The 22,525-nt window shown below is 51.3% G+C and carries 22 protein-coding genes and 1 tRNA gene; 3 read left to right on the forward strand and 20 right to left on the reverse strand.

Annotated features, from left to right (window positions below):
* The coding region (locus tag QZT94_RS08250) for a Cna B-type domain-containing protein (RefSeq protein WP_296773359.1) at positions 1 to 527 on the forward strand (527 nt) is incomplete at its 5' end.
* A 785-nt stretch (positions 528 to 1,312) separates the two neighbouring features.
* On the opposite strand, the gene QZT94_RS08255 is transcribed toward QZT94_RS08250, so the two are convergent.
* The 17 genes from QZT94_RS08255 to QZT94_RS08335 all read right to left on the reverse strand — a co-directional run bounded on the left by QZT94_RS08255 (position 1,313) and on the right by QZT94_RS08335 (position 17,607).
* On the reverse strand, positions 1,313 to 2,548 hold the full coding sequence (locus QZT94_RS08255; RefSeq protein WP_296761293.1) for an ATP-binding protein: 1,236 nt from the start codon (positions 2,546 to 2,548) through the stop codon (positions 1,313 to 1,315).
* Positions 2,549 to 2,985: 437 nt separating this feature from the next.
* Positions 2,986 to 3,261: a hypothetical protein gene (locus QZT94_RS08260; protein WP_270625452.1), complete on the reverse strand. Its 276-nt coding sequence runs from the start codon at positions 3,259 to 3,261 to the stop codon at positions 2,986 to 2,988.
* A 9-nt stretch (positions 3,262 to 3,270) separates the two neighbouring features.
* Positions 3,271 to 3,480, reverse strand: coding sequence for a hypothetical protein (locus QZT94_RS08265; RefSeq protein WP_296761291.1), 210 nt, complete (start codon positions 3,478 to 3,480; stop codon positions 3,271 to 3,273).
* Between the two features lie 205 nt (positions 3,481 to 3,685).
* Positions 3,686 to 3,970, reverse strand: a complete 285-nt coding sequence (locus QZT94_RS08270) for a HigA family addiction module antitoxin (protein ID WP_270625449.1) — start codon at positions 3,968 to 3,970, stop codon at positions 3,686 to 3,688.
* Between the two features lie 15 nt (positions 3,971 to 3,985).
* Entirely contained in the window at positions 3,986 to 4,207 is a 222-nt protein-coding gene (locus QZT94_RS08275) for a type II toxin-antitoxin system mRNA interferase toxin, RelE/StbE family (protein ID WP_270625447.1), read from the reverse strand.
* Complete coding sequence (locus QZT94_RS08280) at positions 4,194 to 5,843, reverse strand: class I adenylate-forming enzyme family protein (protein WP_296761289.1); 1,650 nt, start codon at positions 5,841 to 5,843, stop codon at positions 4,194 to 4,196. The genes QZT94_RS08275 and QZT94_RS08280 overlap by 14 nt, the downstream gene beginning before the upstream one ends.
* A 70-nt stretch (positions 5,844 to 5,913) precedes the next feature.
* Positions 5,914 to 7,056: a glycerate kinase gene (locus QZT94_RS08285; protein WP_296761287.1), complete on the reverse strand. Its 1,143-nt coding sequence runs from the start codon at positions 7,054 to 7,056 to the stop codon at positions 5,914 to 5,916.
* A gap of 97 nt (positions 7,057 to 7,153) precedes the next feature.
* Positions 7,154 to 8,488: an MFS transporter gene (locus tag QZT94_RS08290; protein ID WP_296761286.1), complete on the reverse strand. Its 1,335-nt coding sequence runs from the start codon at positions 8,486 to 8,488 to the stop codon at positions 7,154 to 7,156.
* Between the two features lie 9 nt (positions 8,489 to 8,497).
* Positions 8,498 to 8,779: an SMP-30/gluconolactonase/LRE family protein gene (locus tag QZT94_RS08295; RefSeq protein WP_296773361.1), complete on the reverse strand. Its 282-nt coding sequence runs from the start codon at positions 8,777 to 8,779 to the stop codon at positions 8,498 to 8,500.
* Positions 8,769 to 9,377: an SMP-30/gluconolactonase/LRE family protein gene (locus QZT94_RS08300; RefSeq protein ID WP_296773362.1), complete on the reverse strand. Its 609-nt coding sequence runs from the start codon at positions 9,375 to 9,377 to the stop codon at positions 8,769 to 8,771. Before QZT94_RS08300 ends, QZT94_RS08295 begins: the two co-directional genes overlap by 11 nt.
* 11 nt (positions 9,378 to 9,388) lie before the next feature.
* Complete coding sequence (locus QZT94_RS08305) at positions 9,389 to 10,564, reverse strand: thiolase family protein (RefSeq protein WP_296761284.1); 1,176 nt, start codon at positions 10,562 to 10,564, stop codon at positions 9,389 to 9,391.
* 55 nt (positions 10,565 to 10,619) lie between these two features.
* Positions 10,620 to 12,080, reverse strand: a complete 1,461-nt coding sequence (locus QZT94_RS08310) for a CoA-transferase (protein WP_296761282.1) — start codon at positions 12,078 to 12,080, stop codon at positions 10,620 to 10,622.
* Entirely contained in the window at positions 12,077 to 12,838 is a 762-nt protein-coding gene (locus tag QZT94_RS08315; protein WP_296761280.1) for an SDR family NAD(P)-dependent oxidoreductase, read from the reverse strand. Before QZT94_RS08315 ends, QZT94_RS08310 begins: the two co-directional genes overlap by 4 nt.
* 22 nt (positions 12,839 to 12,860) lie before the next feature.
* Positions 12,861 to 13,901 carry a LacI family DNA-binding transcriptional regulator gene (locus QZT94_RS08320; protein WP_296761279.1) on the reverse strand — a complete coding sequence of 347 codons (1,041 nt, stop codon included), beginning with the start codon at positions 13,899 to 13,901 and terminating at the stop codon, positions 12,861 to 12,863.
* 615 nt (positions 13,902 to 14,516) lie between these two features.
* A tRNA-Thr gene (locus QZT94_RS08325) sits at positions 14,517 to 14,592 on the reverse strand.
* Positions 14,593 to 14,728: 136 nt separating this feature from the next.
* On the reverse strand, positions 14,729 to 15,652 hold the full coding sequence (locus QZT94_RS08330) for a thioredoxin domain-containing protein (protein WP_296761277.1): 924 nt from the start codon (positions 15,650 to 15,652) through the stop codon (positions 14,729 to 14,731).
* A gap of 116 nt (positions 15,653 to 15,768) precedes the next feature.
* Complete coding sequence (locus tag QZT94_RS08335) at positions 15,769 to 17,607, reverse strand: serine/threonine-protein kinase (RefSeq protein WP_296761276.1); 1,839 nt, start codon at positions 17,605 to 17,607, stop codon at positions 15,769 to 15,771.
* A gap of 110 nt (positions 17,608 to 17,717) precedes the next feature.
* Between QZT94_RS08335 and QZT94_RS08340 the strand changes: the two genes are divergently transcribed.
* On the forward strand, positions 17,718 to 18,992 hold the full coding sequence (locus QZT94_RS08340; protein ID WP_296761274.1) for a DUF4032 domain-containing protein: 1,275 nt from the start codon (positions 17,718 to 17,720) through the stop codon (positions 18,990 to 18,992).
* 22 nt (positions 18,993 to 19,014) lie between these two features.
* Here the strand turns inward: QZT94_RS08340 and QZT94_RS08345 are convergent, their stop codons facing one another.
* Genes QZT94_RS08345 through QZT94_RS08355 form a run of 3 tightly spaced genes read right to left on the reverse strand, consistent with a single transcriptional unit; the run spans position 19,015 to position 22,185 of the window.
* Positions 19,015 to 20,337: a HAMP domain-containing sensor histidine kinase gene (locus QZT94_RS08345; protein ID WP_296761273.1), complete on the reverse strand. Its 1,323-nt coding sequence runs from the start codon at positions 20,335 to 20,337 to the stop codon at positions 19,015 to 19,017.
* A 6-nt stretch (positions 20,338 to 20,343) separates the two neighbouring features.
* Complete coding sequence (locus tag QZT94_RS08350) at positions 20,344 to 21,024, reverse strand: response regulator transcription factor (RefSeq protein ID WP_072509300.1); 681 nt, start codon at positions 21,022 to 21,024, stop codon at positions 20,344 to 20,346.
* 60 nt (positions 21,025 to 21,084) lie between these two features.
* The gene (locus tag QZT94_RS08355; RefSeq protein ID WP_072509299.1) at positions 21,085 to 22,185 is read right to left on the reverse strand and encodes an adenylate/guanylate cyclase domain-containing protein; all 1,101 of its coding nucleotides are present in this window, start codon (positions 22,183 to 22,185) and stop codon (positions 21,085 to 21,087) included.
* Between the two features lie 63 nt (positions 22,186 to 22,248).
* On the opposite strand from QZT94_RS08355, the gene QZT94_RS08360 reads away from it, so the two are divergent.
* The coding region (locus tag QZT94_RS08360; protein ID WP_296773364.1) for a hypothetical protein at positions 22,249 to 22,525 on the forward strand (277 nt) is incomplete at its 3' end.

Below are 22,525 nucleotides of genomic sequence, written 5' to 3' on the forward strand. Positions count from 1 at the left end.
AGACCTACACAGTTTCGGTGGTGAATAAGATGACCACCGAGGTGGAAGTAACCAAGAAATGGTCTAATCCCCACAAGACTTGTCCGGATGCCACCCAAATTGAGGTAAAGCTACTGGCAAATGGGCAGGACACCGGCAAGAAACTGCTGTTAAATGCCGATAACTCTTGGGAAGGTAAGTTCACCGACCTGCCGAAGTATATTGACGGTAGACTCGCTGAATACACCGTTTCCGAGGTTGAGATAAAGGGATATCGTAGTGAGATTATGGGAGATGCTACCGGAGGGTTCTTGATTACTAACAAGTGTACGGTTCCGCCCTCGGACACCACCCCTCCGCCTCCATCGCAAACTACCCCACCTAGCAGTACTACCCCGCCTCCGCCAGGAGACACTCCTCCGCCCCCGCGCAGCAAGACTCCCCCACTACCCATTACCGGCTCTGAAATCAGCGCCGCCTTGGGGCTAGGGATTCTGGCTTTGGCTACCGGAGTAGTGCTGGTGCGCCGGCGCGTCGCCAAGGGATAAATAGACACCTAGATATTGAAAACCATTTAGGTCTGACCCTCACCAGTAAAGACCGCTAAAGTGGCTTCCGTACTCTAGCAAGAGCAGCGGCTACTTAAGGGGAAACCCCTAGGTAGCCGCTGCTTAGTTTTCCTCCAGGGCAGTAGGTAACCGTGCCGGTAGGGCTTGATTCCTAGTCCCGCTACTAAAAAGCAACGAGTGTTTCCTAGGAGGGCCTTGTTTCGGCATCCTAGGAGGTATCGCCGGGTATCACGCGGGCTAGTCAGGTTTAGTCGCCCTCACCGCCGCCCCGATTGCCCTGGTAGTAGTCTTCGCACTGCTCCTACGAAGAATCCCCCTACAAAAATCGGGCTACTAAGAGTCTTATCATTCCCTCTACACGCGGGAGATACCAGACGCAACCTGTGCGGTCTCGGGGCGATAAAAGCGCTCGGGGGACCCCGGTGAGCCTTGCAAAAGTTGAGCCAAGGACCGATTTGGAATTTATCTAGAGGGAAACGTATCCGATTAATAAGCTAATCATGGGTAATCTGTCCCCTCTCGCGTCTTTTAGCGCTCCGAGACAGACCGGCGCGGGGGATATATTTTATCCGAGTGGGCGCGGTGGGCATAAGAAATCGGGAGGGACTCGATCTCTCCCCGATTTCTTGGGCGGGAGGAAAAATATATCCCCCGCGTAGACCAGAGATACGGAGCGCTTCTACCGACCTGCGCGCCCTCACCTCGCAACGAAATAATCTCGATAGCGCTGCACTCTCCAGGAAAAAATCACCCTCTCCAAGCGGTTAAACGCTCCACAGTGTCGAGATAGGCATTACCCAAAGCCCCGACCCCATCGGTAGGGATTCTTTTCCGGCATACAGCAGGATTCCACAGCGGAACTTGTCACCAGCTAACTTTTGTAAGTGACGCAATCCGGAAAAATCTTTGCCCTGCAAACTGACTGCCGCCTTGACCTCTACGCCTACCACTTCGCGACTGCGTGACTCCATAACCAAATCGACCTCTTTCCCGGTAGAGTCCCGGAAATGGAACAAGTTAAAGGGGATCGCTGACCACTCTCGTTGTTTCAAAAGTTCAGTGGCTACGAAAGATTCCAGTAGCCCACCGGTAAAGGAACTGGAAATTTGCATTTCTAGAGACTTGGCATCTACACCTACCAGGCTGGTCGCCATGGCAGGATCTTGTAGGAAAACTTTTGGCTTCGAAATCACTCGCCGGGTTAGATTAGTACCCCAAGCTGGTAATACATCAATCAAGAACACGTCCTTTAAAGCATTTAGATACCCGGGAAGGCTCCGCTCTGGAATGTTCAGTTCCCTGCCAGCGTGCGCCGCGACAAATTCTGAGGATCCCTGCGAGGCAATTTTTCTCAGCAAGAGGCGCAGTCGATCCGGATACTGAATCCCGTACAATTCGGTAGCATCCTTGGTTAATACCCGTTCCACATACGCTTGAACCCAGCGGTCACGCCGCCGAGGAGCAGCTTCGGCAATTTCGGGGAAGGAGGATTCGGTAACCAGGCTTAGATAGTCACCGCGTTCCAATTGGGACACTGGTAGTTGAGGGTGCGAATTCCAGGCATTTGCCGCAAAATCTTCTTTAAAACCCGCGCGTTCCCCCTGGCTGAAACCGCGTAAACGTAGAGTTTCCGCCCGCCCTGCTAGCGATTCCTCCGCTCCTTTCAGATTCATCAGGTTCGAAGAACCGGTGATAATGAAGCGTCCAGACCGACGATTTTCATCAACTGCTGCCTTGATTGCACGAAAAAGTGCTGGCACTCGTTGGATTTCGTCGATTGCCACGGTCCCTTCCGAGAACTGGCGCACAAAACCGTCAGGATCCGCCTGTGCGGCCTGTAAGGTCGCGGCATTATCCAAGTTGAGTAAGCGATGACTCCGATTTTGTAGCAGTTGAGTTACTAGGGTGCTCTTGCCCACCTGGCGTGCACCCGACACCGTCAGCACGGGAGTGTCACTTAAAATTTCTTCAGCTAACACTCTTGCATTTCGCGGAATCATATCGGCAACCACAAACCGATTTTAGCACTTCATTGAGATTTAGACGGAATTTCATTGCGGTTTTACAGTAGACCCGTTGCGGTTTTACAACTCTGTCGCTGCGGTTCTACAGTACTTCCATTGCGGTTTTGCAGTGTATCCGTTGCGGTTCCATAACAGACGCAAGCACCCCTTTCACCCTCCCCAGACATAATCACCCTCCCCAGGCGGCTAATGCGCCTGTTAATCCGCCTCTAAACTTCACTCGGGAGGGCGATTTTACATCTGGAGGGCGATAACGCAACCCCCACACTACCGCTACCACCAGCACGGAAAGATTTGGAAAAGGCTACCCAACCCGGAAAGCCATGAGAAACAAAGCAAGAGCCTCTGACCTCAGAACAAAAACCCAGGTTGGCATCAACAGCGTACTTATCTGAAGTGGCGTGATGTCTGTGTTACGCGATTCTCGACCGGTAATAGGATTGAGCTCCCTGTCTGCTCATTCCAAGCAGCCCGCCGATTGCTTGCCAGGTCATTCCGGCTTGTCGGGCTTTAGCTACCGCTTGAGTGAGTTCCATTTCGGCTTGTTCTTTACGGTCTCTAGCCACCTGGATATCCCGGAAGGCGTCAGCATCCCAGATTCCCTTCGCAGATTTCATGGTTTCTTCTGGGTCGGTTTGGGTGAATTTGGCGGCGTATTCTTCGTCGGTGAGTTTAGTGTCGGTAATCATGGGTGCTCCTTACTGAAAGAATTTGGTTCTAGCGGTCATGGCGTGAAAGCAGTCTCCGTCTCGGTTGGTAAGGACTTCGATTATGCGTCCATCGGGGGTGGGACCCAGAAACAGGGTTACTCCCTCGTCAAGGTCGAGGATGCGCCAGGCGTTGCGGATAGCGTGGGTGATTTCGGCTTGCGTGTATCCATGTTTGAAAGCGCTTGCCTTAAACCTCATTAAGCAAGTTTACTTGACAAGCTTACGTGTGTCAAGAAATCTTGCTTGCGGTGATTTTATTGTCCCCACATGCCCTAAAGATTGGGCATAGGCGCCACATTTACCGCTAAATACCAGCTGTTATCACTTCAGGGGTAATCCCGTTATTGTAGCGCCGCCGATTCCCAGCAGACAACAGGCTCAAATGCGTATGTCCCCCTACAAGCTAGAGGGCAACTAGCGGCTCTACCCTGGGAGTCTCTTTACTACGAGCCTGGGCTAGCTCATAGGAGGTCTGCATATCCAGCCATAGGCGGGCATTGCCAATTCCCGCAAGCTCCAGGCGCAAAGCTAGGTTAGGAGTCAGCGCCGCTTTCCCATTCAAAACCCGCGAGAGCGTAACTCGAGATACCCCCAATTTTCGACTGGCATCACTAACTGAAACCCCAAGTTCCTTTAAGAAATCCTCCCGGATTACCGCCCCGGGATACACCGCATTTTCCATACTCATCCTCTCTAACCCTCCTCAGTGATAGTCAAGGTAATCAACAAGTTCTACATCTTCCCCTACGAATCGAAAAATCAACCGCCAGTTCCCACTAACTCGCAGCGACCAATAACCCGCAAGTGATCCAGTCAGTTTATGCGCACGGCAACCCGGAAAGGTCAGCAGCGGCGCTAAAATTTCACTCACAGTTTGGCAGTTTCCAAGAAAATCTAGAGGATAAATCAGTTTAGAGAGAAACAAACAATGCTCGTACCGCGCTCTTGTCCACCTTCGAACCAGCGGTCAGCGGAATGGCGGAAACCTGGCGGAAGTATACCGGAACCTGGTAGCGCGCCAACCGCTTATTTAGTTCTTGTTTCAGTTGTGTTTCACTGGTGTTTGCCCCATCCGCAAGTACCACGGCAGCAGCAGCAACTTCACCATAGATTGGGTCGGGAACTCCAACCACAGATGCATCTGCAATCACGTTTAGCCTACGCAGTTCTTCTTCCACATCGATACACCAGATTTTTTCACCACCGCGGTTAATCATGTCTTTCTTGCGGTCCATCAGGTATATATACCCCTGAGAATTGGCCCGCCCTACATCACCGGTGGCTAGCCAACCATCAGCAGTCAAGGCTTCAATTTCGATTTCGTCATAGCGCCTAGCAATGTTAGCTCCGCGCATTTTTATTTCGCCTACCTCGCCAACGGGCAACTCCGCCCCAGAATCATCACATATCTTCACTTCTAGTCCGGGGATGGGTAATCCCGAGGATCCTAAGTAAGGAGAGCCAGCCGCATCACAGGGAAACACGAAAGCAGGAGAGCAACTTTCGGTTAGCCCATACACCGTACGGAACTGCATTTGTGGCATCCATTCGTGTAATTCTTTAATTCGCGATACTGGCATATGGGCTGCGCCACATGCCATCTTCTGCACCGATGGAAGTTCGGGAAAACGATCACGCTCTTCTAACATCAACGCGAAAACCGTAGGAGAGGCATGCACAAAGCTAACCTCAGAAATGAAAATTTCCTTGACAAATGGTCTGCCTTCCATACGTTTCTGGATATGAATTGAACCTCCCAAATAAATAAATAGTCCAATGATGGCAATCATTCCGGTTACATGGTAGATGGGAACAGCGATAATAGTAGTGTCATCGCTGGTTAACTCAAGTACCCTTTCATAAGAACGTACAGCATGTACTGCGTTCATATTTGTCAGCAGCACACCTTTGGATAGGGATGTGGTTCCCGAAGTGAATAGCAGGATGGAGTCCTGCTCGATTCCCGGAAGTGGAACCTCTGCCAGCACTGTTTTCGGGTCTAACTCCCCCTTCTCACTATTCAAAGGTAACCCGCAAGCACAGGTGTTAGAGGAGGTGGTAACCACTGGCTTATCCTCAAACCAAGCAGCTTGCTCAGGATGACAAATGACTAAATCTAAGTTAGCCCGAGCCACCAAAGCATCTATTTCCGCCCGACGGAATTTACCAGGGAGCGGCACTATGATGGCGCCTAGCCGGTTGCTAGCGTAGAAAGAGGTAATAAAGTCAATTCCGTTGTCCAGCAATACCCCTACCCGGTTTCCGGGACCAATTTTGTATTCTGTATGCAAATAGACCGCGAACTGGTCGGTTAGCTGCTTGACTTCAGAGAAAGTGAAACGGTTACCGTCCTCAGCATAAATTGCCACCTTACTGGCGAACCGTTGCGCGGTATTTCCTAGAGTTTCATACAGTGAAGCAGGACCAGGTACATAGGTTTGAACCGTTCGCCCGTATACCTCGACTGGTTGCAAATCTTGCACCATTTCTTCTGGCCAAAGTGCTTGCCCGGAAATCATCTTGAGTACTCCTTGTTCAACTTTTAGTCTGGGGCTTGCCAATTAGGCGGCTCTGCCAAACCGGTTCCCCTGTAGGTGCGCTTGACCCGTGCTGAGCCAAGCCGTCTTAGAGCTATTCGTGTATTCGTGCCGCCGCGAGGATGCGGCACGCCATTCGCACTGAATCTTGTAGTGACGGCTGAGCTGTGGCGAGAGCCTCGTTCAGGGTGCCAACAACCCGCACGGTGGGGATGATGCTCGCGAAGCCGTTTTCGTGTAGTGACTCCACGTCGCGGCCAAGATTGCCGGTGAACGCGATGGTAGGCACGCCCTGTGCGCGCGCCTCGAGCATGACTCCCCACGGAGTTTTACCGAACTTAGTCTGAAAGTCCATGGAGCCTTCACCGGTGAACACGAAGTCCGCACCCGCGATTTTTTCGCCGAGCTTCACGGTGGATATCACGACTTCCACGCCGCGCTGCGGTTTTGCGCCCAGCAGTGCCATGAAGGCTGCGCCCAGACCGCCGGCTGCTCCGGCTCCGGGAATCTCGGATACGGCACGCCCGCTTGCAGAGTCCAGCAGCTTGCCCCATTGGGCGAGGGCTGCGTCAAACACCTCAACCTCATTCGGTTGCACGCCCTTTTGGGGGCCGAAGACAGCGGTTGCGCCGCGTTCGCCGGTGAGTGGGTTGCCGACGTCGCACGCGAGCGTGATTTCTACATCTCGCCAGCGTTCGCTGATGCCGCCGATGTCCAGGTTGGCGGCGTCCGCCAGGGCCAGCGCCCGGGTCTCAATTTCCTTGCCTGCGGCATTTGTGGCAACCGCGCCCAGGGCGTGCGCCATGCCCCAGCCGCCGTCATTGGTGGCTGATCCGCCCAAGCCAACTATCAGGCGGGCGGGAGAGAGGCCAAGTATGTGGTTGAGCAGCTGACCCACGCCCGCGGTATTTGCTTCGCGGGGGTTCAGCTCTTCTGTGGTGAGGTGTTCGATGCCGGCAGCCTCGGCGATTTCGACGACCGCCAGGCGTTCCGTCTCGATCCACCCGAAGTGCGCGGTTCTAGGGCGCTCTAGTGCATCGCTAACTTCGACAGTACGCATTTCACCGCCTAGCGCATCAACTAAGGATCGGGTGGTTCCCTCGCCACCATCAGCCATGGGAACCTCGATACATTCGGCATCAGGAAACACATCAAGAACTCCGGCCCTCATGGTGGCTGCGACAGTAGCTGCGGTCATGGTTCCCTTGAATGAATCTGGCGCAAGAATAAATTTCATTGCTTCTCCAATCTTTATCACTGGTGGGGTAACCGGTAACTTTAGCTACCCCACCAGCGATTGTTAGTACCTAGATGCTATTACTCAGCGGGAATGATTAGGCATCCTGATGGCGAGACTCCAAGACACCCTTAGGGATAAAGAGCTGGAGAAGCACCCCTAAGATTGCACATGCCGCCATGAAGAGGAAGGTGAAATTGTATCCAGCGGCGACCTCCCAGCCTCCCCCTAGAGCAATAAGCCATCCCATCAGCAGCGGTGCGAGACCCCCTCCAATGAACATTGCGGTAGTTATGAACCCGTTTGCGGTACCGTGAGCACCATCGGGGGCATTATCTGTTGCCGCAGCGTAGTACACCGGCCATACAGCGTTAGCTACTAGACCGAAGAAAAGTTGCAAGAAGATGTAGAACGCCATGCTACGCACAAAGTAGAAGCCTCCAACACCAACAGCCATCCAAATACCACATAACACAATTGTCGTGCGGCGTCCCAGATAATCAGACAGTGACGGCCAGAAAATCTGCCCCAAAGCACCTGTAATCGTAAATACGATCGAGTAGGCAGCTGCCCGAGAGAAATCGAGACCCATAATGTTGGCAAGATACAGTGGCAATACATAATTGATGCCCATGTAAACAATTTGCGTAAGCATAGTGGTTCCAGAAGTTAGCATCACAATGCTATTGCGTAAGCACTTACCAACAGCGCCTTCGGCATCTGCGTGGATTGCTTCCTGCTCCGGATCTATCGGAACAGTCATACCGTTAGCTTCGATTTCTTTGTAAGTAGCAACGATACGATCACGAGTAGAATACCAGTGCCAGAAAAGCATCACTGGTACGGACACAATTAGACCTATGAAGAATACATACATCCAGTTTTCATCGCCGAATGTCTTTAAAATCCAAGCTACAGCCAAACCAGAAAACAACGCTCCAATTGGGTAACCCGTGTGATGTACACCTAACGCGAATCCGCGACGTTCCTTTGGCCACCATTCTGTAGTGTTAGAAATACCAATAGGTTCGCCTGCACCTGCGCCCAGATTTACTCCGATACGCAGGGCAATAAATACAGTCAGACTATGTGCAATCGCTTTTATTCCAGTGAAGGCTGAAATAAGGTTATAGCCGATTACCAGAGGCACCTGGAAAGCTGCTCTCTTCCACCCTACACCGTGTTTGTCGCTCATACGCGAGGCAGCAATGGGCAATATTGCGAGTGAGAACATAATAATCGCAGTGATTGTTCCCCATTGTTCCGGACTCAGCTTGAAGTGGTGAGATATCACTGGACCAAGGCGAAGTATTACTTCGCGATCGAAAGCGTTAATAGCCCAAATAATCCAGGTTACGCCAAGGGCAACCCAAGATCCTTTCGGGATAAGGCTAAGAGGCGCAGAACCGCGGCTGATTCGATTATGTTTCATTTCTTCTCCTTATTTTCCAAACCGAGGAGTCTCGTAGCCTTTAATTCCAAGATCATCAATCACATACAAGGTTCCGCGCGCAGCACCGTCTTCGGGGAAACGGGGAAGCGGAGGACGCGCCATGGTGGTAACAAAAAGCCGATCTAAATTCGACCCACCAAATACTGGACAGGTAACCTTCTTTACCGGCATTTCAATTTGGCGTTCCAGTTTTCCATCGGGATCGTAACGATTCAGCTTTCCCGCATACACGTGTGCTTGCCAGACGAATCCTTCAGCATCAACAGTCATTCCATCGCACGCTCCCCCCATCCGACTGATCTACGGTCGCAAACACTCGTCGGTTAGAAACGTCACCAGTTTCCAAATCGTAGTCGTACGCCCAGATGTCCCCGGTCCAGGTATCTGCAAAATAGAAGATTGATCCATCAGGTGACCAGCATGGACCATTCGAACAAATGATTCCTTCGTCAAGCACCCGTAGTTCTTTGCCCTCTTCATAGGAATACAGGCGACCAGTCGGGGCTTCTTCCATGGTATCCATCGATCCGAAAACAAAACGTCCGCGGAAATCTACCTTTCCATCGTTGAGTCGATTCTTTGGGTATTCAGGTTCTGGATCTGAAATTAATTCAGCTTTATCAGCCTCCAGATTGTACTTGTAAAGTCCAGTTTGAAGCGCTAGCAGAACCGACTTTCCATCTTGATACAACGCCATGGAACCAATTTTTTCTCGCACGTCCCAAACTCGTAGATTGCTAGTGTCTTCGTGGTGGCAGAACAACCTTCCATCTTGAGAATCAATCCACCACAGCTCTTGGTTTTTAACATCCCATATTGGACCTTCACCCAGATTGGGTTTTAGATCTATCACCTTTGATATTTTCATTAGGAACTCCTTTATAATGCACGGAATACTGCTGCTACCCCTTGACCGCCACCAATGCACATGGTTACCATGCCAAATTCGGTGTTGGTGCGGCGCAGGTTGTACAGGGTGCGTAGGGTCAGGATGGAACCGGTAGCTCCAACCGGGTGGCCAAGCGCAATCGCGCCACCCAGCGGATTAGTCTTATCCATATCCAAATCCTGGTCACGGATTACTGCCAAAGCTTGAGCAGCGAAAGCTTCGTTGAGTTCAATCCAATCAATGTCGGAAAGAGTTAGTCCGGCCTTCTCTAGAGCGCGGGGAATCGCTAACGATGGAGCAAAACCCATAATTTCGGGAGACAAACCTGCCTTTGCAAAACTAACCAGCTCACCAATCGGCTTTAAACCTTCCGCCTTTGCAATAGATTCAGTGGTCATCACCAACATGGCAGCAGCATCGTTAATGCCGGAGGAATTACCGGCGGTAACGGATCCACCTTTGCGGAAAGCAGGACGTAGTTTGGCCAACTTCTCCTCGTTGGAGGTGGGTCGCAAATGCTCATCGGTGTTAAACACACGCTCCGACTTACGTTCCTTAACTGTGATGTCCACGATTTCATCTTGGAACATGCCGTCAGCTTGAGCTTTTGCGGCTAACCTTTGTGAACGTGCTGCAAAAGCATCTTGATCCGTGCGGGAAATATCGAATTTATCCGCCACATTTTCTGCGGTAACTCCCATCGGGTAACCACCAAAAGGATCGGTTACTAGCGACATAGTTCCATCAACCAAGGTATGGTTTCCAGTGCGCCAGCCGTTACGCGCCTGAAAATCCATAAAGGGCTGGTTCGACATATTTTCGGAACCACCGGCAACTACGAATTTCGAATCCCCAGTACGCAGTTCAAGCGCTGCAGATTGCACTGCCTGCAACCCCGATCCACATAACCTATTTACCGTGAAAGCAGTGGACTCTTTGCGAACTCCCGCCTCTAAGGAAATTCGGCGTGCCAAGAAGGCATCCCCGCCTACTTGTCCCACGCAGCCAACTACTACTTCATCAATTGCATCCATGGGAACGCCAGAACGTTCCACTGCCGCTTTCATTGCGGTTGCCCCCATGACGTGATTAGGCGTAGTGGACAGGGAACCAGCAAATGTACCGATTGCAGTCCTTGCGCCCTCAATAATGACTATTTTTTCCAATTGTTTACCTTTCTTAATAGAACCGTTCCCGCCTTCGCGGAATCCAGTGATTTACTTAACGCGTCATATGAATAAGCGCCGCTGCTTGGCGAGCAGCGGCATTGTCATCAACCTCGAGAATCTTCCAGCCTTCGGGGGTTAGTTGCACCATGTAATGTTCAGAAGCCAAGTAGACCTCTTGCCCTTTATCTAGGGCGGCAGCACCGTAGAAAGTTAATTGGTCTACTTCATCTACCCACTTGGGATGTTTCGAATCGGCAATCATCAGGAAACAGATTCGTTTCGCACCGTCCACAATGTCCATGAAGCCACCACACCCGATGGCTTTGCCACCAAAAGCCGAAACGTTAATATTGCCTTTACCATCTACTTGGCCCACACCCATGTAGGTGATGTCCACGCCTCCACCGTTGTAGAAATCGAACTGTTGCGGATGGCTGATAATAGCTGCCGGATGAATTGCACACCCAAAGTCCACTCCCCCTAGCGGGACACCTCCGTATGTGCCGGACTCCACCGTTAAGGTAACTTTGGCGAGCTTACCGCTCACCGCGAGCGCCCGACCTATGGAGTCACCAGGGAGACCGGTACCCAGATTAATAATGTCTCCGTCGCGTACCAGCTTTGCGCCCCTCTCCCCAATGCGTACCCGAACTGGTTCCACCTCGTGGGCAAGGATGGACTTTGCCAGTTCCTCAGAGGAGGCATACCCCGTGATCAAATCCATATTTACCTCAATCGCGGAGTTAGTTTGCTTGTGGTATTTCGCTGGATCGGAAGTCACCATAACGTAATCCACCAGCACACCGGGAACATTCACCAGACGAGCCGGAATGTCACCACGCTCTACAATCTGCTTCACCTGGGCAATTACGATTCCGCCATTATTATGAACAGATTGCGCGATTGCCAGTGAATCCAGAATTGTCACGTCGTCTTCTTGCGATATGTTTCCATCTGGATCTATCTTCGTTCCCCGTATAATCGCCACGTCAATCGGGAAAGACTTGTAGAACAGATATTCCTTACCATCTATTTCCACCAGTTCCACATACTCGTCAGGAGCTGTGACTGCACGGGCAGAATCGTTAATTCGCCCCCCATCCAGCCGTGGATCAATGAAAGTACCTAATCCCACAGTAGAAAGCTGACCCGGCCTACCGGCTGCTATCGTGCGATACAGCGTGGATATTTGACCTTGAGGTAAGCAAATAGCTTCTACCTCGTCTTCACCCAAGAGGTTTGCCATAGGCGGGTTTAGTCCCCAGTGTGGACCCACTACGCGTTTTAGTAATTTTGGGTGTGCCAGGCGAGCTAGCCCATCCACTCGGTTCGACTGCCCAGCTGCATGTACGAATGTCAAATTATTCGGGGTACCTTTTTCTAAGAATGACTGTTCGATATGCGCATAGATTTCATCAGCTACGCTCATCATGGTGAAACCATCGGCAGCTACAGTAGCCCCGTTCGGAATCAGTGATGCTACTTCTTCGGGCGTCACTTGTTTAAAGCTCATAGCTTGTATCCCCCTCCGATGCGAATGGTTTCACCGGTCAGGTAGGAGGCATCGTCAGATACCAGGAACGCAACCAGATTGGCTACATCCTCTGGTTTTCCGGCACGCTTGAGGGACACCTTTGCGACTTGCTCTTCATAGAGGTTCTCGAATCCAGCACGTGAAGGAATTTCCTTAAGCTTGCAGGTCATATCTGTTTCAATAAAACCAGGAGCAATTGCATTGGCGGTCACATTCTTGAACCCCAGCTCCTTGGATATAGAGCGGGTTAGGGAGACAACTCCACCTTTTGCTGCCGCGTAGTTAGTTTGCCCCACGTTTCCTTGCCAAGATTCGGAGGCCACGTTACAAATGCGCCCATACTGGTTTTCACGCATATGGGCTCCTATCTTGCGACACAAGTAGAAAACGGCAGAAAGATCTACTGCGAGCACCACATCCCACATGTCATCGGTCATCTTATGAAGCATGCCGTCACGGTTGATTCCGGCGTTATTTACCAGGATGTCAATCTTGCCCAGTTCAGCAATCACCTGCTCGATGGCGGCATCCACAGCTTCACGATCGGCAACATTCAATGCAATGGATCGTGACTTGCCTCCACACTGTTCAGCCACCACCTTGGCAGCCTCGCCATTAATATCTACAACAACCACGGTAGCGCCGCGCTGCGCAAGTTTTAGCGCGATGCCTTTACCAATCCCCTGCGAGGCTCCGGTTACTACCGCAACCCTGCCGTTTAGCGATATCGAATCCATTATTCTTATACCTTTCATCAGATTAAATAGGGCGACACCGGCAAGAATTGCCGATATGTAGTTCATATGGACATACGATGTCCGTTTGCTTGACACGCTCGTTACGCATCAGGTTTTCTAGCTGCACCACAGCTTGATCCGCCATCGCACGAATTGGTTGCACGATAGTGGTAAGTGAAAATCCTGGCCATACCGCTGGGGTAACACCATCAAAACCTCCCACAGCGACGTCGTCAGGAACGCTAATACCATGAGCGTTAAAATCCTCTATTATTCCGAAAGCAATGGCATCTGAGCCACACAGAATTGCCTCTGGTAACCCACGTTTTAGCGAACGAAAATGTTTTGCGGCGTTATACCCGCCCCCAGTTCCCAGATCGGTACGCACAATCCACTCAGTAGGGGTGGATAATCCGCTTTCGATTAGACCTTCAAGATACCCAACATGACGCTCGTTTGAAGCCGAAGAGCTCCGGGGACCAATAGCCAGCGCTATCTTCTTATATCCGTGGCTCACCATATGTAGAGCCATATCTTTTGCCGCGTTCTTGTTATCTATTCCCACAAAAGCTGCACGTACTGTTGGCATTTTGCGTGATACCTGCACATAAGGCAGGTTTGCATTGCGCAATAGGCGAGCTACCGAAGCATCACCATCTTGCGTTGCGGTTAGAATGATTCCATTAACTCCATGCTGAGTCATGGTTTGCACGGTCGAGAGCAAATCTTTAGGACGGTCGCCGGTGTGCGCTAACAGCGTGTTTAGATTATGTGACCGAGCGACCTCTGCCACAGCAACGCCTAGCTCCTGGTAAAACGGGTTGGAAAGATCCGCAAGTACCAAACCTACCAACGAGGGAATAGTGTGTATATTTGTAGCACGTTCTGGTACTTCTATGCCGTAAGCACGTGCCAATTCGATTATTGACCGCCGGGTTTCATCAGAGATTCCCGGCTTCCCATTCAATGCATAGGAGACCGCTGCCTTCGACACTCCCAACACCTGGGCGATATCAGATGCCGATCCGCGGGTAGCCCTACTACGGTTCTCATTAACCCTCATGCATTTCTCCTTGTAACGCCCAAGGCTCGCTTCTTTGCTGAGACCCTTTTGGACGCTTATGCTCATAATCACATCAAGCCTAGGAGTTAAGCAACGTTAAGTTGTAGGGTTTATTTTTTACGTTTCTCCTGTTTAACCCAAGTGTTACCGCGTAGGAGACCGAAGCTTTTTAAAAACGAGCAATAATCACCAACACCGGTAAGCTACGATTTGTCCCAAACAATCTTCAAAAATGAACATTCTCCGATGGTGATATAAGCAGCACGACCTTGACGCGTTCTAAGTCACTATGAGTGATTATCGCTATCCGCCGCTCTTATGCATATGAATCATTCTTGCTGCGCTACCTTTCCCACTCGACTGAATAATGAGAAATGGCTAGGGAGCAATCACGGGAACCCAGCAAGACACTTCCGCTTTCTCAGCTAGCTGATATTTTTAGAACATGAGTGAACAAAATATACTATCTGCCGAGAATGCTAGAAAAAAGTTCATAGGCAACACCTATAGACCCATGGGAAAAAAGGCCTCCGTTCGCTCGGGTGGTGAAAATGCCTGCCGAATTGTAAAGGCTCGCAACCAAATCCTAGCTGCGCGACAATAACCATTCTCGCCTGGAGCCGACTATCGGGCTCGAACCGATGACCTGCTGTTTACAAGACAGCTGCTCTACCAACTGAGCTAAGTCGGCCTAGGAAGCGCTGCAACCAGCACCACCCTCGCGCCTTCGAAAAGGCACGTCCTTTAGTTTGCCATGACTTCCGTAGATGACCAAAACCGCAGCTAAATCCCGGCTTGGAAACCTACGGAAACCACAGGTATAACGGCTATTTACCCAACAGCGCCCCTTCATTCAAAGAACCATCATTATTGAAGGGCTTTTCAACCAATTTGCCATTGGAAGCAAACATCGGGGTTCCCACCTGTTTAGTTTGTTTTCCGGCGGCGTCAGCCCACTGCTGTTGCCAGCCGATTAGTCGCTTAGATTCAGTATCGGCAGCAAAGGTGGCTATCACTTCATCTTTGATTCCCAGTTGCTTAGCAATTTCTTTGATTTTCGCCAAAGATTGCCCGGCATCAGCCATAATTGTGTTTTGACCTTGGTCTTTCCAGCCTTGCTCCTCGCCTTTAGCAAACATGGTTTCCCAGGCAACTGCCATTAGCTTTTCATGGAAATCCAACAGTTTATCAGGCTGCTCGGCACCAACCTGCATCGCCGCCTCTCCCGCAATCACTGTCCAAGGAATCGCGTGAGTAACCACTGTATGTAAAACCAGATTGATTTTCCCATCTTTAGCCAGTTTCAAAATTTCTTTACCGTTTTGCTTTTCTACATTTAAGCAGGCCGGGCAAGCATAGGAGTACCACATTTCAACCGTGGGCACGCCTGTCTTTGCCTTATACACACCCTTATCACTAACTAAAATCCCTTGGGCAGCCTCAACTGCTTCTTTACCCGACAGGGCAGCTATTTTTTCTGGACTCTGACCGGAAATGACTGCGCCGCTACCGTTCTGCGCTTCTGCCGCTTGGTTATTTCCGCTCTGTGCAATCAGGTATCCGGCGAGGGCGACCGCCGCCACTACTACTAGCACCACCAGCGCAATCAGTGCGCGTTTCATTGTCTGTTTGCGCCGCGCGGCTTCGCGTTGCGCCTCTACTTGTTTCCAGAGCTTTTCTTGCCGGGCTTTCTGGTTCTGAGCCGAATTTTTAGCTTTCCCAGCTTGGATTTTTCCTTTTTTCTGTGTCATCGTTTTCTCCGCATTTTTCCTGGTTTATTGTTTCAAGCATAGACGAGGACGCGCCCTCCTCCCAGCCAAGTGATGCCACTAGGCTTATCTGGGTATCCGCTCGCCCCACTCCTCGCTTACCAGTTTCCATTTACCACCATATATTGCGCCGTGGCTGCCGCCCCTACCGTTACTAATAACCAAAACACGCGGCTAACCGGGCCGCTAAACATTCGCATAGCACTGCCGAAGCCTACCCTAAACGCCCGCGAACACAGCGCTACGATTGCCGTGAACAGGGAATACGTTAAATATAACCAGAGGCGCTGCACGTCGGGCATCTCTCGTATTCCCGCCGGTAGCACCGAGTTGGCAACCTCGATAAGTGGCTGAGACCCATACTGTCCTATCAAGGCCACTCCTACTCCCACCATGACGGTAGTTAGCGCTGCCCCTATTAAGGGAGTGAGGACGGGTTGGGTTTTAAGGGCTGCACGCGGGGGTTTAAGCAGCCCGGAAACTAATTGCGCATCACGCAAACGCGCCCTGAACACTCCAAATAGGCAGAAAACTCCTACTGCGACCATCAAAACCACGGCGTAACTGTAAGAATTTAACCCTCTGACCAAGGAGTTTGGGTTCAAAGCTACTGCCCCTGCCCCCAGGCATAACGCCAGCATCAATAGCACACAGGACAACCAGGCTAGAGGTAATTTGTGGGGGATATAACGGGGTTGCCACTCGGCTGAACCAGAAAGATTCCCGGCTACGCTTTGACTGTCCCCAAAAGTAGGTAAATGCGAATCTTGACCTTGAGCCCGAAAATCCGCCCCTAGACCTGCCCCTATTGGATTTACCTGCTCGCCCTCGTTCCTTCCCCGTAATTGTCCCCCACTATTGGCAGGCGGAGCAGGATAGTCCCCATTATTTTCATCTAACAAAGCTGCGGTTGTAGCGAGAGCCACCCCATTTACCGGTTGATTATTCCGCGGAGCGTAACTGGGGGGAAGTACGCTTTGCCTGCCTGCCACCGCTGCGCCACCGCCAGGAGCACTAAGCGCAGTCGCCGCCTCCTCCCCAAGGAGCTCCTCCCCAGGGAGAGCCGCGTTGTTAGCAAAACCGGAATCGTTGCTATCTAGCACCACCGAATCCGGGGAGGTAACTGGCAGATAGGACGTAGGATTTTCCCCTTTATTAACCGCCTCAAAAGCCGCTATTAGTTGCTGCGGGCAAGGACGAAGGGCGGGATCTACTTGAAAACCGGCAGCAAACACGGTTGCTAGCTGCCCCGGAATCCCCGACAAATCTGGGCAACCCGCACCGACTCGCCCTAGGACTGCTTCAATAGGTCCAGACCCGAAAGGAGGATGCCCACTTGCGCAATAGAGCAACACGCATAACCATGCCCACCAGTCATCTTGCTCCTGGGCATTTTCACCGTGAATCAGCTGTGGAGAAATATATCCCGGAGTCCCGGTAACCAAACCGGTAGCGGTTAGCCGTTCTTCACCAACAGTTTGGGAGATTCCGAAATCGATAAGCACCGGTCCTTGTGCCGCAATCATAATATTTGCCGGCTTTATATCCCGGTGCAAAACCCCGGCACTGTGCAGTTCCCGTAAAATCCGTGCCAACCATTTTGCCAAGTCAATCAAATCCGGTAAGTCCCAAGTACCATGCTTAATTACGTCCTCGGCCAGAGTTACCCCTTTAATCAGCTCCATTGCCACATAGGGCGTATCGCCATCGATATTTACTTCAATAACTTTTGCCACTCCGGAGGAGCTGACCCGGTTAATCGCGTCTGCTTCCCGCTCCAGGCGTTTTCTGGCAGTGGGATCATTAGCTATCTGCGGATGCAGGAACTTTAAAGCAACCAGGCGACCATCGGCAGATTGGGCTTTATAGACCGAAGCCATTCCCCCTGCCCCCAGGGTTTCAAGAACCTGGTATCCGCCTATTTGCTGCTCGACCACGCTTTCCCCACCTGTTTCGTAATGTTCCTAAATCGAGTTTAGCTAACCACGTTCGCACTTACCCAACCACTTGTGAAACAATTGTCCGGTGTTAGGTAAGAGGAGGAAATATGCCAGGTAAACAAAAACTGCGAGTCACAACCTCGGGAACCTCTTCTTTTTATTCTCTGATTCCCTCTCTGCCCTGGTCACTACCATTAAAGGACTGGCCTAACGACTTATTGGCTGCGCTTCCACGCGGTATTTCTCGTCACGTGGTGCGTTTCATTAAGGCTGGCGGGGCGATTTTCGCGGTAAAAGAGATACCGGAAGAGGACGCGCTTCACGAATACCAGATGTTGCGGGAGCTGCACCAAAAAGAACTCCCTTCCGTTAGTGTTGCCGCCGTGGTTGCCGGGAGGGTTGAGGAGAATGGCGAAGAGCTTTCCGCCGCCTTAATCACCCATCACCTGCAATACTCTCTCCCCTACCGGGTATTATTATCGAAGCATTTATCTAGGGATAACTTGGAACGGGTTCTGGATTCTCTAGTAGTTTTGCTGGTACGTCTCCATTTGAATGGTTTTTATTGGGGGGACGTATCTTTGTCTAACACTTTGTTCCGTCGGGACGCGGGTATCTATGCCGCTTACCTGGTAGACGCGGAAACGGGACGCTTTTACGATAATCTGTCCGACCGGTCTCGCGAATACGATGTTTCCTTGGGTGCAATGAATATCATCGGAGAATTGATGGATTTGCAGGCCGGGGGTCTGGTAAACGCCGATATTGACGTTACCGCAATCGGCGATTATCTAGAGCAGCGCTACCAGGATTTATGGAATGATTTAACCGGTTCTGAGCGTATTCCCGCCGATGAGATTTGGCGGGTTGGGGCGAGGGCGGAAAGACTTGGGCAGCTGGGTTTCGATATCGGTCAGGTTGATATTGAATCTGACGAGGACGGCGATTTTCTTCGTTTCCAACCCCGCGTGGTCGAGGCGGGGCATTTTCAGCGTCGCGTAAAAGATTTAACTGGTTTGGAAGTTCAAGAGGAACAGGCAAAACGCATTTATACCGACATTTTGACTTATCAGCGTCGCAAAAAACTTGAGAAAACCCCGCTGCGTCTGGTGGCGAACACCTGGATGGATCGGATTTATCTGCCCACTATCAGCGCGATTCCCGATGATTTGCAAGCAAAACTTCAGCCTGCCCAGATTTTCCACGAAGTGTTAGAACATCGCTGGTTTATGTCAGAAAAAGCTGGACATCATGTCCATACCCGCAAAGCCGTCAAAGATTATATTCGCACCCAACTAGCGGCACGTCCTGATGAACAGGTGGTGCTACCTATGCCACTGACGGCACCTGTGGATCCGGCCGGGTTCATGGATTCTGAATAAGAACCCAAAGGCGCTAGCTACCTTAATGCCGTCCGTGCCGCCGTCCCACTACTACCAGACCGCCTTCTGGGAGCAGACGGTCTGGGGACATGGATTCTGAAACTGCCGATAGTGAAATCGTGAACATCACCGGTTTACGGCTAGTTAGCTCAATCCGCCCCCCATCCGCTTCTATCAGGTCTTTTGCGAGCGCCAGACCGATTCCGCTAGAGCCATGACCGCTAACTCCCCGCCGGAAAATATCGGGAGCTATTTCTTCGCTCACGCCCTCGCCCTCGTCAGTAACTTCTACGAAAATCGAGCGTTTTGACACTCCTTTGCGGGTCGAAACCGTAACTGTACCTGCCCCATATTTGAGGGAGTTTTCTACTAATGTGGCTATCGCTTGCGAAAGTGAGGAGGGCGTGGCTAGGGGTAAGCGGTCACTCACCTGGTTAATAAACAGAATTTCGCGTCCTTTTGCCGCGAATTGACCTGCCCATTCGTCCTTTTGCTGACGGAAAATATCCTCTATTTTTACGGCTTGAGTATTGCCATGGGTAGCTTGTCGGGCACGTTCTTTCAAGTCCCCAACTACTTGAGTTATCCGTTCTATTTGCTCTAGACAGGCTTCGGCTTCGTGTTTTACTTCCTCATTGTCGGTTAAATACTCGATTTCTTCAATCCGCATTGACAGCGCGGTTAGCGGGGTGCGCAGCTGGTGGGTGACATCGGAAGCGAACTGACGTTCTTTCGCGATTCTGCCGATAATGCGTTCTCCTGAGCGGGAAAGCTCCTCGCTAACCAGGTCAATTTCTTCAATCCCTGTGGGTTCAATCCGGGCTTGAACTGCCCCTGAGCCTACTTGTTCTGCCTGTGCAGACAAATAGATTAGGGGCGCTGCCAAGCGTCTAGAGCCCCGGAACGCAAAAGCAGTACCTGCCCCGAGCGCCACTGCTGCGCAGATTAGAACTGCACAGACGGCTCCGATGGAGGACCAGATTACTGGAACAGCGGAGGAGCGGATAGTGATATACAGACCGCCTGCACTGCGGGTATGGGATTGTAGTTTCCACCTGTTAGCGATAGCACCAGAGTCATATATTCGTTTTTCTCGCTGGTCAATGGTGATTTGGGATTCGGGAACATTCACCTTTTGCCATTGGGATACCGCTTGGCGCACCCGCTCTAGGTCATGCGCCCCAATCTGGTCGAGATAACGCGACAACGTAGCGACCTGACCGTTTTGAGCACTTTGAGCCGACTGCCACACATAGGAGGGAGCCAATACCGCCAGGGGAAGTCCGAGTAGAGTCAGGGATACCAGGACGGATTGGAAAACCATTAACAACGCGCGGCGGCGCATCGCTGGCTACTTTCGTTCAGTCTCGAAACGGAAACCCATCCCTCGCACCGTGGAAATGTAATAGGGATAGGCAGCATCGTCGCCAAGTTTGCGCCGCAACCAGGATATATGCATATCTAAGGTCTTGGTAGAGCCAGCGGGATCCGACCCCCACACCTCTTGCATAATTACTTGGCGGGAAACCACGTTACCAGCTTCTTTAATCAATATCCGCAGTAAATCGAATTCTTTAGCGGTCAGCTGCAATTCTCGCCCATCTTGAAAAGCTCGATGGGCAGAGACATCAATTTTTATGTCTTGTGCTTCGAGGGTGTCATCTTGAAAGTCACTACCGGCACGGCGCAAAAGGGCGCGCACCCGGGCTAACAGTTCCGCTAGGCGGAAAGGCTTGGTTACATAGTCGTCTGCTCCCGCGTCTAGCCCGACTACCATATCGACCTCATCGGTGCGCGCGGTGAGCACCAGAATCGGCAGAGACGACCCTTGGGAACGAATCTCCCGAGCTACGTCTAGACCGTCAATATCCGGTAACCCTAGGTCTAAAACCACTAAATCAGCACCGATAATGTCGCCGAGAGCTCCCCTACCGGTACCGTGGGAACGCACTTCGTATCCCTCACGCCCTAGGGCGCGCGCCAATGGTTCGGAGATTGCGGGATCATCTTCAACAAGTAAAACTGTAGTCATATTTCCATGGTAATCTAAACAATTCTTTAGCGCTAGCGGCTCAGATTTATATTAGCTTTACTATTCCTTTGCCACCGTTGGAAGTATCTCTAAGATAGTACGACGAATCAAAGGTTTGGAAGCACCATCAGTTTTACCGCGAGTAAGCTGCCAAGCTTCCACTTCCCCCAATCCCTGCAAGTCGGCAGTCTCTGCCTGTTTGACTGTAAACAGTCCCTCTCTGTCCAGTTCGCGAAGCTGGTTCGCCGAGGTAGCATCCATTAAGATTTGCCCGCGAGGAGCAATATCTACCAGGCGCGAAGCCAGATTAACTGGGGGACCAAAAATATCTCCAGAACGCGAAACCACCCGCCCATGCACCAGGGAAGCACGCACCGGCAAAATCTCGGGGCGAGAGTTCAAGAAATCAACCATGGCACACACAATATCGGCGGCAACTAGCAAATCGTCAGCGACAAACAGGACGGCATCCCCTAAGGTCTTGACCACTCGTCCTCCCCGAGTGGTTATCACGTCCCGACAAGCCATTTCAAAACTTTGCACTAAATCCGCGAGCGCCGCTCCGCTCATAGTTGAGGAGCGACGTGTATAGGCAACCATATCCACGAATCCCATGCAACGATCGAGAGGATAGGAATCAGATACCGCGGCTTTCGCGTCGCGCATTTCAACTTCTCGGTTGGTGTTGAGCAAAAGGTATGCCATTTGCCGGCGCCAGGCATATCCCAGTTGGGATTGCAGCAGCTCTATATATTGGTCAATCTCGTCCAAGACGACTAAACGGGCAGAGGTATCGTCCAGTTGCATTCGTTCCTGAAAGTCAGCCACGATTGCTTCTAGTTGCCACAACACCAGGCGATCGGCCATATATGATTGCGCGCGTAGCAGAGAAGTTACCGTATTGCGGGCGAGTGCCCCCTCCCCGACTTCTTGATTCCATTCTTTAATTGCTTGCGCATCTTGCTCGGTGAACATATAGGTGTCGGGGTCAGCTTTAGGGAAACCGCAGGAAGTCCAAAATCGATCAACTACTTCAATTTCTACCCCTAATTGTTCTGCCATTTCCCGCATGGTCATAGTGGGTGCTCCCCCTATAAGTTTCCATACCGGACGCATCACGGTATTTCGCGCGAGGTGGGCAGCTGACATGAAATCACTCACTCTTCAACCTTAAGGTGAACGACCTCACTTTTCCTAACAGACGCGGTATTTCGGTAACTTTATTTGAAAGTCTTTTCTGTGTTCCGTAGTTTTTCTGACGTTTCGGTCTTCGTAGTGGGAGAATTTGTTTTATTTTCGGAACTTTTCCTGTGCTTTTGCTTTTGCCGCTCAGAGGAGGCTTGCTTTTTTGTTTCCGTCTTTTCCCTCCCGTGGCGCTTCCACTCTCCCTCCGGGTTCACCCTCATTCGTCCATCGGTAAAACCGCCTGTTGGAATTGAAGTCTGCCCTGTCCGCCATGCGTATCTGCTCAATGGTCGCTTCATCAACGCCGCACTCACGC

The sequence above is a fragment of the Varibaculum sp. genome, assembly GCF_008661855.1.
GTDB lineage: Bacteria > Actinomycetota > Actinomycetes > Actinomycetales > Actinomycetaceae > Varibaculum > Varibaculum timonense_A.